A 12,866-nucleotide genomic window follows, 5' to 3' on the forward strand; every position below is an offset into this window, starting at 1 on the left:
GCCCGCAGAGAAACGCAAAAGGCCGCTTGGCGGTGATGCCAAGCGGCCTTCAGAGGTGCTGACCAGACACGTCAGCTCAAATTATTTGGTCCACTCGGCCACACGCTCCGGGTGTTTGGCTACCCAATCTTTCGCCGCGGCTTCCGGCTTGGCGCCATCCTGGATCGCCAACATGACTTCGCCGATTTCGTCTTTCGACGCCCACTGGAAGTTCTTCAGGAACTTGGCCACTTCCGGTGCCTTGGTGGCGAGTTCTTTGCTGCCGATGCTGTTTACAGTTTCAGCAGCGCCATAAACGCCTTTCGGATCGTCGAGGAAGCGCAGTTTCCACTTCGCGAACATCCAGTGCGGCACCCAACCGGTCACGGCAATGGATTCGTTTTTCTTCTCGGCACGGGTCAGCTCGGCAATCATGCCGGCGCCGGAACTGGCCTTGAGTTGATACCCGGTCAGATCGTAATCCTTGATGGCCTGTTCGGTCTTGAGCATCACGCCTGAACCGGCGTCGATGCCGACGATGCGTTTTTTGAAGCTGTCGTCGGTTTTCAGATCGTCGATGGTCTTGGCTTTGACGTACTCAGGCACGATCAAACCGATTTTTGCATCTTTGAAGTTCGGACCGTAATCGACGACCTGGTCCTTGTTCTTGGCCCAGTATTCACCGTGCGTCACTGGCAGCCAGGCCGACAGCATGGCGTCGAGTTTGCCGGTGGCAACGCCTTGCCACATGATCCCGGTGGCGACGGCTTGCAGCTTAACGTCATAACCGAGTTTCTGTTTGATCACTTCGGCCGCTACGTGAGTGGTCGCGACGCTGTCGGACCAACCGTCAACGTAACCGATGCTCAGGGTCTTGCTCTCGGCGCTGGCCATGGTGGAGCCAATCGCAAGCACCAGAGCGGCACCTGCGCCTAAAAGTCGTCGCATCTTCATCGTTACTTCCCCGAAAGTGCTGCGCTCGACGGATGCCGAGTCGCGTCAACGTATTGTTATGGTGCACAGCGCCCCCATCACGCCCACCGCAAACTCGTCCGACCATCAGCGTGATTTATCTATGGGTGCACTGATGCGTCGATCATCAACCTGACGACAACCGCGACCTGCTCTGTCAGCGACCTCAAGGCATCGAGAAACGACATCAGAACGCCATTAATCTTGAGCGGCGGAAACGCCCCGGCCAGTCCGCCCGAACTTTGCATGTCAAAATTATGCAGGTCTCCTGACCCGGGACAAATGCAGGTAACATGCGCGGCTTTGCTCCCAGACGGCCTGACCATGCCCGCGACATCACGCTTTCCTTTTTTTGCTTATCTATTCGCCTGTCTTCTGGGGTTGTTTGCCTTCGGCGGCTTCTGGTACGGCCTCGGCAAACCGGTGATCCTGCCAGACGTGGCCAGCGCGACGCACAAGCTGCAATGTGCCTCCTACACCCCGTTCGACAAGGATCAATCGCCGTTCGACCAGCCGTTCAAATTGCGCCCCGAGCGCATGGACGCCGACCTCGCACTGCTGGCGAAAAGCTTCGAATGCATCCGCACCTACTCCATGACCGGCCTGGAGGCGCTGCCTGATCTGGCGCGCAAGCATGGTTTGAAGTTGATGATCGGTGCCTGGGTCAACAGCAACCCGGTCGATACCGAGAAAGAAGTCGACCTGTTGATCGCCTCGGCAAATGCCAACGCTGACGTGGTGACCGCCGTCATCGTCGGCAACGAGACCTTGCTGCGCAAAGAGGTCACCGGCGCGCAACTGGCCAAGCTTATTAACAAGGTCAAAAGCCAGGTCAAACAGCCTGTCACTTACGCCGACGTCTGGGAGTTCTGGCTCAAGCACCCGGAAATCGCCCCGGCAGTGGATTTCCTGACCATCCATTTGCTGCCGTACTGGGAAGATGATCCCTCGAACATCGACGCAGCCCTGCAACATGTGGCGGAAGTGCGTCAGGTGTTCGGCAACAAATTCGCGCCCAAGGACGTGATGATTGGCGAAACCGGCTGGCCGAGCGAAGGCCGTCAACGTGAAACCGCCCTGCCGAGCCGGGTCAATGAAGCCAAGTTCATTCGTTCTTTTGTGATCATGGCCGAGCAACAAGGCTGGCACTACAACTTGATCGAAGCGTTTGACCAGCCGTGGAAGCGTGCCAGCGAAGGTGCGGTCGGCGGTTACTGGGGGCTGTTTGACGCGGATCGTCAGGACAAAGGCGTGCTGGCAGGGCCGGTGTCGAACGTGCCGTACTGGTCGCAATGGCTGGCCGTGGGCGGCGTAATCTTTCTCGTGACGCTGATGCTCGGTGGCCGCGTTCGCAGCACTCGCGCGGCGCTGGTGCTACCACTGCTCGGCGCATTGGCGGCGTGCTCGATTGGCGCCTGGGGTGACCTGGCTCGCGTCACCACGCGGTTTGCCAGCGAATGGTTGTGGGTGGCGCTGCTGACGGCGTTGAACCTGTTAGTGCTGGCCCACGCCGCGCTGACGTTGAGCGCTCGCACCGGTTGGCGTGAGCAGGCATTCAATATGCTGGAACGTCAGGCGGGCTGGTTGCTCGCGACGGCGGGGTTCGCCGCAGCGGTGATGATGCTGGAACTGGTATTCGATCCGCGTTATCGCAGCTTCCCGAGCGTGGCATTCATCCTGCCGGCACTGGTTTACCTGTGCCGTCCGGTGAGCGTGCCACGTCGGGAGATTGCATTGCTGACCTTCATCATTGGTGCAGGCATTGCGCCGCAACTGTTCCGTGAAGGCTTGCAGAACCAGCAGGCCCGGGGCTGGGCGCTGGTGAGTGTGTTGATGGTTGCGGCGTTGTGGCGCAGCTTGCGGGTTCGCAAGGCTTAATCTTCAGAGAAGCTACTGGCCCATCGCGGGCAAGCCACGCTTCCACAGGGTTTTCTGTCGTATACAAATGCTGTATTCGCCGGAGAACCCTGTGGGAGCGTGGCTTGCCCGCGATGACCATTAATCAGGCGCTACGAGACGCCCGGACCAACCGAAGCCCCGCAATCACCACCGCAAAAACCGCCAAAGTCGTGTTGTACAACGCCAACGCCGGAAACCCGAACACCAGCGCCAGCACCGCCAGCCACCACCCGGCCCGGCCCGGAAGGACGAAGCCGAGCACCGCCGCCGCAATCGCCGCCCAACCCAACACGGCGAAGTGAATCATCAAGCCCAGGTTCGAACGAACCCCACATTCCCAACGGCTCGCCTCGTCCACGCAGATGCCGACCCACTGCGCATCCTCCATGAAGCCATAACGCGCGCCGTAACTGGCGGCCAGCCATAACGGCAGCAAAACGAGCAGTAAAACCACGGGCAGACGGCGGGACATGAAACACTCCAATAAGCGAAAACGGCGGCCAGCTTAATCCCCCGCCAGCGGGATGCAAACGCGGGTAACAGAAAACTGGTAACGAAATGGCTGCAAAGTGTATCGTCCAGCGACTATTATCCGGAAATACGCCTCTTTGGTGCCGCTGCGTGGCACTTTGGCGCAACACCGATGGTCATAGCCTGCGAACTTCATTCGGCACCTTCCTCTAAGGGATCTAGTCATGCTCCGCTTCTTGCGCTTCGCCGCCCTCTTTGGCGGCCTTATTTTGAGTGCGTCCGCACTGGCGGTCGATATCGACGCCGCCAGCTATGGCTACCCCTTGAGCAATCCGTTCGAGGCGACCATCGCCACGACGCCTCCGGACCTGCGTCCGAAATTGCCGCTGGACGAGGACATCAATCAGAGCGACCGCAGCATCACGCTGCGCCCGGAGCGTGCATTCGAACTGCCAGACAATTTCTGGCCTGTGAAGAAGCTCACCTATCGCATCGCCACACAAGACAAAGCCGCACCGCTGATCTTCCTGATTGCCGGTACCGGCGCGCGCTATGACAGCAGCCTCAACGAGTACCTGAAAAAGCTCTACTACCAGGCCGGCTACCACGTGGTGCAACTGTCGTCGCCGACCAGTTTCGACTTCATCAGCGCCGCTTCACGCTTCGCCACACCGGGCATCACCAAGGAAGACGCCGAAGACATGTACCGGGTGATGCAGGCCGTGCGGGCACAAAACCCGAAAGTGCCGGTCACCGACTACTACCTGACCGGCTACAGCCTCGGTGCACTGGACGCAGCCTTCGTTGCGCACCTGGACGAGACCCGCCGCAGCTTCAACTTCAAGAAAGTCCTGCTGCTCAACCCGCCGGTGAACCTGTACACCTCGATCACCAACCTGGACAAGCTGGTCCAGACCGAGGTCAAGGGCATCACCAGCAGCACCACGTTCTATGAGCTGGTACTGAACAAACTGACCCGCTACTTCCAGCAAAAAGGCTACATCGACCTCAACGATGCCCTGCTCTATGACTTCCAGCAGTCCAAGCAGCACCTGACCAACGAACAGATGGCCATGCTGATCGGCACCTCGTTCCGCTTCTCGGCGGCCGACATTGCCTTCACCTCGGACCTGATCAACCGTCGCGGCCTGATCACCCCGCCGAAATTCCCGATCACCGAAGGCACCAGCCTCACGCCGTTCCTCAAGCGTGCGCTGCAGTGCGACTTCGACTGCTACATCACCGAACAGGTCATCCCGATGTGGCGCGCCCGCACCGACGGCGGCAGCCTGCTGCAACTGATCGACCAGGTCAGTCTTTATGCACTCAAGGACTACCTGCACGACAGCCCGAAAATCGCTGTGATGCACAACGCCGACGACGTGATCCTGGGCCCTGGCGACCTCGGTTTCCTGCGCAAGACCTTCGGCGATCGCTTGACCGTTTATCCACTCGGCGGCCATTGCGGCAACCTTAACTACCGCGTCAACAGCGACGCCATGCTGGAGTTCTTCCGTGGCTAAATATCTCCTGCTAATCGCTGCGTTACTCTGTGCAGGCGTCGCCAATGCCGACAACAGCAAGGCCAACGCCCCCGTCGTGATCGACAATGACGGCTTCAAGGAGCCGTTGAGCAAACTCAAGTTCAACCCGGGGCTGGACCAGCGCGAGTTCGAACGCTCGACACTCAACGCACTGGCCGTCTATGACCCGCTGGAAGAATGGAACCGCCGGGTGTACCACTTCAACTACCGCTTCGACCAATGGGTGTTCCTGCCCGTAGTCGATGGCTATCGCTACGTCACGCCAAGCTTCCTGCGTACCGGCGTGAGCAACTTCTTCAACAACCTCGGCGACGTGCCGAACCTGGTGAACAGCCTGCTGCAGCTCAAGGGCAAGCGTTCGATGGAAACCTCGGCGCGCCTGCTGCTCAACACCACCATCGGCATCGCTGGCCTGTGGGACCCAGCCACCGCCATGGGCCTGCCGCGCCAGAGCGAAGATTTCGGTCAGACACTTGGCTTCTACGGTGTACCCGGCGGTGCCTACTTCGTCCTGCCGATCCTCGGCCCGTCGAACATCCGCGACACCGGTGGCCTGGCGGTCGACTTCACCGTCGAGTCGGAGATCAACTACCTGAACGTCTCTGAAGTCAGCTCCAACCATCCGGAAGTCTGGATCCTGCGCGGCATCGATAAACGCAACCAGACCAACTTCCGTTATGGCCAGCTGAACTCGCCATTCGAGTACGAAAAAGTGCGGTTCGTGTACACCGAGGCGCGCAAGTTGCAGATCGCCGAGTAAATCCGGCGGCAACAAAAAAGGCCATTCGATGCGAGTCGAATGGCCTTTTTACATTCCCGCCACACCACAAATCCCCTGTAGGAGTGAGCCTGCTCGCGATGAGGTCAGCACAGTCAAAATCTCTACTGACTGACCCAGCGCTATCGCGAGCAGGCTCACTCCTACAGTTGGACAGCGTTTGGCTTTAGCCTTTCAGCGCTTTCCAGACCTTGCTGGCAACCATCACGCCCGCCAACACCACCGCACCCGCGACAATCCCCGCCACCGCGTTCAACAACGTCGGCACGATAAACCCGGCACCGCCCGCCCCGGCGCTGACGCTTTCGATCCAGTGATGAACCACCGGCACGCCGTGGGTCAGGATCCCGCCACCGACCAGGAACATCGCCGCCGTACCGATCACCGACAGGCTTTTCATCATGTAAGGCGCGGCTCGCAAAATGCCGCCGCCGATGCTTTTCGCCATCTGCCCAGGCTTTTGGGTCAGCCACAAACCGAGGTCGTCGAGTTTGACGATGCCCGCCACCAGGCCATACACGCCGATGGTCATGACAATGGCAATGCCCGAGAGCACGATCACTTGTTGGGTCAGCGAGGCATCTGCCACGGTGCCGAGGGTGATGGCGATGATTTCTGCCGACAGGATGAAATCGGTGCGTACCGCGCCTTTGATCTTGTCCTGTTCGAACGCCACCAGATCGACCGCCGGATCAGCGACAGCCTCGACCAGTTCCGCATGTTCGGCCTGGTCTTCAGCCTTGCTGTGCAGGAATTTGTGCGCGAGCTTCTCGAAACCTTCGAAACACAGGTAAGCGCCGCCGACCATCAACAACGGCGTCACCAGCCACGGAATGAACGCGCTGATGGCCAAGGCCGACGGCACCAGGATCAGTTTGTTGCGAAACGAGCCCTTGGCCACGGCCCAGACCACCGGGATTTCCCGCTCGGCCCGCACGCCGCTGACCTGCTGGGCGTTGAGCGCCAGATCGTCGCCGAGCACACCGGCGGTCTTCTTGGCGGCCATTTTGGTCATCAATGCCACATCGTCGAGTACCGCGGCGATGTCATCGATCAGCACCAGCAAACTGCTTCCTGCCATGAATCAGGTTTCCTTCTTGAATGAATGCTGCGCAGCATAGCGCGGCCGAGTGCCACACGGGGCATTCTTGAGCGCCGCGCGAGGCCGGTGATACCATGCGCAACCGCCAGAACAGGCAAGGAACCCCCTGGTTTATGAGCACTATCCGCGAGCGCAACAAAGAACTGATCCTGCGTGCCGCCAGTGAAGAATTTGCCGACAAGGGCTTCGCTGCGACCAAAACCAGTGACATCGCAGCCAAGGCGGGATTGCCCAAGCCCAACGTCTACTACTACTTCAAATCCAAGGAAAACCTCTACCGCGAGGTCCTGGAAAGTATCATCGAGCCGATTCTGCAGGCCTCGACACCGTTCAATCCTGAAGGCGAGCCCAGCGAAGTACTGAGCGGCTACATTCGCTCGAAAATTCGCATCTCCCGCGACTTGCCGTTCGCCTCGAAAGTGTTCGCCAGCGAAATCATGCACGGCGCCCCGCACCTGAGCGCCGACCTGGTGGAACAGCTCAACAGCCAGGCCAAGCACAACATCGACTGCATCCAGACCTGGATCGACCGCGGCCAGATCGCCGCCATCGACCCCAACCACCTGATGTTCAGCATCTGGGCCGCGACCCAGACCTATGCCGACTTTGACTGGCAAATCACGGCGATTACTGGCAAGGCCAAGCTGGATGAGGCCGATTATGAGGCGGCAGCGCAGACGATCATTCGGTTGGTGTTGAAGGGGTGTGAGCCGGACTGACCACCGCGCTGCGGCCATCGCTGGCAAGCCAGCTCCCACAGAGTTTTGCGTCGTTCACACTATTTGTGTCCAACGCAAAAACTTGTAGGAGCTGGCTTGCCAGCGATGGAGGCAACTCAGTGTCAGATCAAATCCAAATGGCATCCCAAAGCGGATAGTCGCCAATCTTTTCGACCAACCCCGCCCGTAATGGGTTAGCCACCACATATCGCGCCATTTTCACCAGATCCTCTTCCCGCCGCAGTGCCCGGTCGTGATAACCCTGCTACCAAAGCGGTCCTTTCCTGTTGATGGAAATATTCACTTCTCGCGCAATCAATGACTTGGTTTCGCGCATCAGTTTTTTGAGCGAGCAATTTTCCAGTTCGACCAACCAGTGAAAATGATCAGGCATGACAACCCAAGCCAGTGAGTTCGCTAATTCGAGTTCTTGCGCCCGCCGAAATTGATGAGCCACCAATCTGCCCAAAGCGAAACCGGCAAAGATCGGGTCTCGATCAAGTGTGTTGGTGGTCAGTAGATAGATTCTATTGGGCTCGGCATAGCGGCCGGCTCGCAGGCGATGTGATGCGGGAAGATCAGGCAATCCATTGCCCCTTCACGATGAGTTCATCAGAAGGCTAGACCTCAGTGATCCATCTGGCTGGTTGGGTCTTTTTCTTGATGTGTCCGTCAGGCCACCATCGCTGGCAAGCCAGCTCCCACAGTGGTTGGTATCGTTCAAAAATCTTTGTTCAACACAAAACCTTGTGGGAGCTGGCTTGCCGGCGATGACTATCGATCAGGCGCGAGAAATCAGGAAGCCACCCCTGCATCCGCCTTCAACTCCAACGCCTCCACCGCCTTAATAGCCACCTGCTCATCGATATCCGACAGATCGCCGCTAATCCCGATTGCTCCCAGCACATTCCCCGCCTGATCCCGAATCAACACACCGCCCGGTGCCGGCACGACGCTGCCCTGGCCCATGCTATTGAGCGCGGCAATAAAGGCCGGGCGTTGTTGGGCGTCGAGTGCCAGAAGGCGTGAGCCCTTGCCCAGGGCGATGGCGCCCCAGGCTTTGCCGATGGCGATATTCGGGCGCAGCAGGCTGGCGCCGTCTTCGCGTTGCAGTGTAATCAGGTGGCCGCCGGTATCGAGTACCGCGACGGTCAGCGGCGCGGCGTTGATGCCCCGCCCTGCATTGATGGCTTCGTTGACCAGTTTGACTGCAACTTTCAAGGTTAAAGCGCTCATGGTGCCGTCCTCATTTTGTTTTTCGGAAAGGCGTTGGGCTGCGCCGTTGTGCCGCAGGCCGATGCAACAAATAGAACACAATGAGTTATTTTTTTGTATACAATAATTATCGAAAAGCGCCACATGCGACGAAAAGCCACACTAGATAAGGCTTTCGACGAATGAAACGGTCGCTTGAGAAAATGGATTGACCTGCGCCGTCCGCCGTGAATACACTCTGCGCAAAGCCACTTGTATACAATTACAAAACGTAAGAGGCACAAAACCATGAGCAAAATGAGAGCAATCGAAGCCGCCGTTCTGGTGATGCGCCGTGAAGGGGTAGATACCGCTTTTGGCATCCCGGGCGCCGCGATCAACCCGCTGTACTCCGCCTTGCAGAAGGTCGGTGGCATCGATCACGTCCTCGCTCGCCACGTTGAAGGCGCCTCGCACATGGCCGAGGGTTACACCCGCACCAAGGCTGGCAACATCGGCGTGTGCATCGGTACCTCCGGCCCTGCCGGTACGGACATGGTCACCGGGCTCTACAGCGCCTCGGCCGACTCGATCCCGATTCTCTGCATTACCGGCCAGGCCCCCCGCGCCCGTATGCACAAGGAAGACTTCCAGGCCGTCGACATCACCACCATCGTCAAGCCAGTGACCAAGTGGGCAACCACCGTCATGGAACCGGGCCAGGTGCCTTATGCGTTCCAGAAAGCCTTCTACGAAATGCGCTCCGGCCGCCCAGGCCCGGTGCTGATCGACCTGCCGTTCGACGTGCAGATGGCGGAAATCGAATTCGATATCGACGCTTACCAACCGCTGCCGCTGGCCAAACCCACCGCTAACCGCGTGCAAATCGAGAAGGCCCTGGCCATGCTCGATCAGGCTGAGCGTCCATTGCTGGTGGCCGGTGGTGGCATCATCAATGCCAACGCCAGCGACTTGCTGGTCGAGTTCGCCGAGCTGACCGGCATCCCCGTCATTCCGACCCTGATGGGCTGGGGCACCATTCCGGACGATCACCCTTTGATGGTCGGCATGGTCGGCCTGCAAACCTCGCACCGCTACGGCAATGCGACGATGCTCAAATCCGACGTGGTGCTGGGCGTGGGTAACCGTTGGGCCAACCGTCACACCGGTTCGATCGACGTCTACACCGAAGGCCGCAAGTTCATTCACGTTGATATCGAACCGACCCAGATCGGCCGCGTGTTCAACCCGGACCTGGGCATCGTCTCCGACGCCGCGGCCGCACTGACCGTGTTCATCGAAGTCGCCCGTGAATGGCAAGCCGCCGGCAAGCTGAAAAACCGCAGCGCCTGGCTGCAAGACTGCCAGCAACGCAAAGCCAGCCTGCAGCGCAAAACGCACTTCGACAATGTGCCGGTCAAGCCGCAGCGCGTTTACGAAGAGATGAACCAGGTGTTCGGCAAAGACACTTGCTACGTCAGCACCATCGGTCTGTCGCAGATTGCCGGCGCGCAGTTCCTGCACGTCTACAAGCCGCGTCACTGGATCAACTGCGGCCAGGCCGGCCCGTTGGGCTGGACCATTCCGGCGGCACTGGGCGTGGTCAAGGCTGATCCGACCCGCAAGGTCGTGGCGCTGTCGGGCGACTATGATTTTCAGTTCATGATCGAAGAGTTGGCGGTGGGCGCGCAGTTCAAGCTGCCGTACATCCACGTTGTGGTCAACAATTCGTACCTGGGGCTGATTCGTCAGGCCCAGCGCGGTTTCGACATGGACTACTGCGTGCAGCTGTCCTTCGATAACCTGAACGCTCCGGAACTCAATGGTTACGGTGTCGATCACGTCGCGGTCGCCGAAGGCCTCGGCTGCAAGGCATTGCGAGTGTTTGAACCGGGTCAGATCCAGCCTGCCCTGCGCAAGGCCCAGGAACTGATCGAGGAGTTCAAGGTGCCGGTGATCGTCGAGATTATTCTGGAGCGTGTGACCAACATTTCCATGGGCACCGAGATCAACGCCGTCAACGAATTCGAAGACCTGGCGCTGGTCGGCAACGACGCACCGACGGCGATTTCGTTGCTTGATTAACAGCTGATCGTTCCCACTGTGGGAGCGCGCCTGTGTGGCGAGGGAGCTTGCTCCCGCTGGGTCGCGAAGCGGCCCCAAAAGCTTTGCGACTGCTTCGCAGCCGAGCGGGAGCAAGCTCCCTCGCCACACAGGCTCGCACCCACAGGGGCCTGCACATATTTACGGGAGACCACCATGCCGCGTTTCGCAGCCAACCTGTCCATGCTGTTCACTGAGCAGGATTTTCTTGCCCGTTTTGAAGCGGCCGCCAAGGCCGGTTTCAGTGGTGTCGAGTACCTGTTCCCTTATGATTTCAGCTCCGCCGAGATCAAGGCCAAGCTCGATGCCAACGGTCTGACCCAGGTGCTGTTCAACCTGCCGGCCGGTGACTGGGCCAAGGGCGAACGCGGTATCGCGTGCCTGCCGGACCGCGTTGAAGAATTCCGCGCCGGTGTCACCCTGGCTATCGCCTACGCGCAAGTGCTGGGCAACACCCAGGTCAACTGCCTGGCCGGTATTCGTCCACAAGGTGTCGACGATGCCACCGTGGAAAAAACCTTCGTCGCCAACCTCAAGTACGCGGCCGACAAGCTGCAAGCGGCGGGTATCAAACTGGTGATGGAAGCGATTAACACCCGCGACATCCCGGGCTTCTACCTGAACAACACGGCGCAAGCCCTGTCGATCCGCGAACAAGTGGGCAGCGCCAACCTGTTCCTGCAATACGACATCTACCACATGCAAATCATGGAGGGCGACCTGGCCCGCACCATGGCTGCGCACCTGGGCGAGATCAACCATATCCAGTTGGCCGACAACCCAGGACGCAACGAACCGGGCACCGGTGAAATCAACTACCGCTTCCTGTTCGAACACCTGGACCGCATCGGTTATCAGGGTTGGGTTGGCTGCGAATACAAGCCGCTGACCACGACCGAAGCGGGCCTGGGCTGGTTGAAAACCCATAACGCGATCTGAACGAACAACACAAAACTCTGTGGGAGCGGGCTTGCCCACGATGGCGGCAGCACACAAAACAAATAGCTTGCCTGACCCACCGCCATCGCTGGCAAGTCGAATCGTCGCACCGCAGCTCCCACAATGAATCTGCTGCGTCTCTAAGACTGCATTGCAGCATCGAAATAAAACGAGGATTTTCTCATGGCTAAAATCGGATTTATCGGCACCGGCATCATGGGCCACCCAATGGCGTTGAACCTGCAGAAAGCCGGTCACAGCCTGTTCCTGTCGGCGCACCACGACGCCGCGCCTGCCGACCTGATTGCCGCTGGCGCCGTCGCCCTGGCCAACCCGAAAGAAGTCGCGCAAGAAGCCGAATTCATCATCGTCATGGTGCCGGATACCCCACAGGTAGACGACGTGCTGTTCCGCGCAAACGGCGTTGCAGCCGGCGTGGGCAAAGGCAAAATCGTTATCGACATGAGCTCGATCTCGCCGACCGCGACCAAAGCGTTCGCGGCCAAGATCAACGAAAAAGGCGCGCAGTACCTCGACGCGCCAGTGTCTGGCGGTGAAGTCGGCGCCAAGGCGGCGAGCCTGAGCATTATGGTCGGCGGCGATGCCGATGCCTTTGAACGCGCCCTGCCGCTGTTCCAGGCCATGGGCAAGAACATCACCCTGGTCGGTGGTAACGGCGACGGTCAAACCGCGAAAGTGGCGAACCAGATCATCGTTGCGCTGAACATCCAGGCCGTCGCAGAAGCCCTGCTGTTCGCCTCGAAAAACGGCGCCGATCCGGCCAAGGTTCGTGAAGCACTGATGGGCGGTTTCGCTTCGTCGAAGATCCTCGAAGTACACGGCGAGCGCATGATCAAAGGCACTTTCGATCCGGGCTTCCGCATCAGCCTGCATCAGAAGGATCTGAACCTGGCCCTGCAAGGTGCCAAGGAACTGGGCATCAACCTGCCGAACACCGCCAACACCCAGCAAGTGTTCAGCACCTGCGCGGCCATTGGTGGCAGCAACTGGGACCACTCGGCATTGATCAAGGGCCTGGAACACATGGCGAATTTCTCGATTCGCGATAAGTAACATTCGCCGCAATACCTGTGGGAGCGGGCCTGCATCGCTGGCAAGCCAGCTCCCACAGGGACCGAGTCGAAACACCTGCTTTCGCCCTACTC

11 protein-coding genes and 1 pseudogene are annotated in these 12,866 nt (G+C 59.2%); 7 read left to right on the top strand and 5 right to left on the bottom strand.

The features are described 5' to 3' along the window. Positions 1–81: 81 nt before the first annotated feature. Entirely contained in the window at positions 82–933 is an 852-nt protein-coding gene (locus AB4N43_RS08415; RefSeq protein ID WP_027922410.1) for a glycine betaine ABC transporter substrate-binding protein, read from the bottom strand. A 300-nt stretch (positions 934–1,233) separates the two neighbouring features. On the opposite strand from AB4N43_RS08415, the gene AB4N43_RS08420 reads away from it, so the two are divergent. Then, positions 1,234–2,829: a glycoside hydrolase family 17 protein gene (locus AB4N43_RS08420; protein WP_460153757.1), complete on the top strand. Its 1,596-nt coding sequence runs from the start codon at positions 1,234–1,236 to the stop codon at positions 2,827–2,829. A gap of 124 nt (positions 2,830–2,953) precedes the next feature. Here the strand turns inward: AB4N43_RS08420 and AB4N43_RS08425 are convergent, their stop codons facing one another. Continuing rightward, positions 2,954–3,322, bottom strand: coding sequence for a hypothetical protein (locus tag AB4N43_RS08425; protein WP_027922408.1), 369 nt, complete (start codon positions 3,320–3,322; stop codon positions 2,954–2,956). A gap of 223 nt (positions 3,323–3,545) precedes the next feature. Between AB4N43_RS08425 and AB4N43_RS08430 the strand changes: the two genes are divergently transcribed. After that, the gene (locus tag AB4N43_RS08430; RefSeq protein WP_027922407.1) at positions 3,546–4,844 is read left to right on the top strand and encodes a serine/threonine protein kinase; all 1,299 of its coding nucleotides are present in this window, start codon (positions 3,546–3,548) and stop codon (positions 4,842–4,844) included. After that, positions 4,837–5,625, top strand: coding sequence for an MlaA family lipoprotein (locus tag AB4N43_RS08435; RefSeq protein ID WP_027922406.1), 789 nt, complete (start codon positions 4,837–4,839; stop codon positions 5,623–5,625). The genes AB4N43_RS08430 and AB4N43_RS08435 overlap by 8 nt, the downstream gene beginning before the upstream one ends. Positions 5,626–5,809: 184 nt before the next feature. On the opposite strand, the gene AB4N43_RS08440 is transcribed toward AB4N43_RS08435, so the two are convergent. Further along, positions 5,810–6,724: a DUF808 domain-containing protein gene (locus AB4N43_RS08440; protein ID WP_027922405.1), complete on the bottom strand. Its 915-nt coding sequence runs from the start codon at positions 6,722–6,724 to the stop codon at positions 5,810–5,812. Between the two features lie 134 nt (positions 6,725–6,858). Between AB4N43_RS08440 and AB4N43_RS08445 the strand changes: the two genes are divergently transcribed. Further along, entirely contained in the window at positions 6,859–7,464 is a 606-nt protein-coding gene (locus AB4N43_RS08445; RefSeq protein WP_027922404.1) for a TetR/AcrR family transcriptional regulator, read from the top strand. Between the two features lie 127 nt (positions 7,465–7,591). Here AB4N43_RS08445 and AB4N43_RS08450 read toward each other — a convergent pair. Continuing rightward, positions 7,592–8,050, bottom strand: a pseudogene (locus tag AB4N43_RS08450) (REP-associated tyrosine transposase). Positions 8,051–8,259: 209 nt separating this feature from the next. After that, entirely contained in the window at positions 8,260–8,700 is a 441-nt protein-coding gene (locus AB4N43_RS08455; protein ID WP_027922402.1) for a GlcG/HbpS family heme-binding protein, read from the bottom strand. A 267-nt stretch (positions 8,701–8,967) separates the two neighbouring features. On the opposite strand from AB4N43_RS08455, the gene gcl reads away from it, so the two are divergent. The 3 genes from gcl to AB4N43_RS08470 all read left to right on the top strand — a co-directional run bounded on the left by gcl (position 8,968) and on the right by AB4N43_RS08470 (position 12,774). Beyond that, complete coding sequence (gene gcl / locus AB4N43_RS08460) at positions 8,968–10,743, top strand: glyoxylate carboligase (RefSeq protein WP_460153760.1); 1,776 nt, start codon at positions 8,968–8,970, stop codon at positions 10,741–10,743. Positions 10,744–10,917: 174 nt separating this feature from the next. Further along, positions 10,918–11,700: a hydroxypyruvate isomerase gene (hyi, locus tag AB4N43_RS08465; protein WP_027922400.1), complete on the top strand. Its 783-nt coding sequence runs from the start codon at positions 10,918–10,920 to the stop codon at positions 11,698–11,700. Positions 11,701–11,883: 183 nt separating this feature from the next. Then, positions 11,884–12,774 carry a 2-hydroxy-3-oxopropionate reductase gene (locus tag AB4N43_RS08470; protein ID WP_460153761.1) on the top strand — a complete coding sequence of 297 codons (891 nt, stop codon included), beginning with the start codon at positions 11,884–11,886 and terminating at the stop codon, positions 12,772–12,774. Positions 12,775–12,866 lie beyond the last annotated feature (92 nt).

Source organism: Pseudomonas sp. S2_B07, assembly GCF_054668435.1.

Bases quoted from the DNA above. Each gene is read 5' to 3' on its own strand.
- gcl (WP_460153760.1), top strand. From the start codon at position 8,968: ATGAGCAAAATGAGAGCAATCGAAGCCGCCGTTCTGGTGATGCGCCGT.
- AB4N43_RS08420 (WP_460153757.1), top strand. From the start codon at position 1,234: ATGCAGGTAACATGCGCGGCTTTGCTCCCAGACGGCCTGACCATGCCC.
- AB4N43_RS08430 (WP_027922407.1), top strand. From the start codon at position 3,546: ATGCTCCGCTTCTTGCGCTTCGCCGCCCTCTTTGGCGGCCTTATTTTG.
- hyi (WP_027922400.1), top strand. From the start codon at position 10,918: ATGCCGCGTTTCGCAGCCAACCTGTCCATGCTGTTCACTGAGCAGGAT.
- AB4N43_RS08470 (WP_460153761.1), top strand. From the start codon at position 11,884: ATGGCTAAAATCGGATTTATCGGCACCGGCATCATGGGCCACCCAATG.
- AB4N43_RS08445 (WP_027922404.1), top strand. From the start codon at position 6,859: ATGAGCACTATCCGCGAGCGCAACAAAGAACTGATCCTGCGTGCCGCC.
- AB4N43_RS08415 (WP_027922410.1), bottom strand. From the start codon at position 933: ATGAAGATGCGACGACTTTTAGGCGCAGGTGCCGCTCTGGTGCTTGCG.
- AB4N43_RS08440 (WP_027922405.1), bottom strand. From the start codon at position 6,724: ATGGCAGGAAGCAGTTTGCTGGTGCTGATCGATGACATCGCCGCGGTA.
- AB4N43_RS08455 (WP_027922402.1), bottom strand. From the start codon at position 8,700: ATGAGCGCTTTAACCTTGAAAGTTGCAGTCAAACTGGTCAACGAAGCC.
- AB4N43_RS08425 (WP_027922408.1), bottom strand. From the start codon at position 3,322: ATGTCCCGCCGTCTGCCCGTGGTTTTACTGCTCGTTTTGCTGCCGTTA.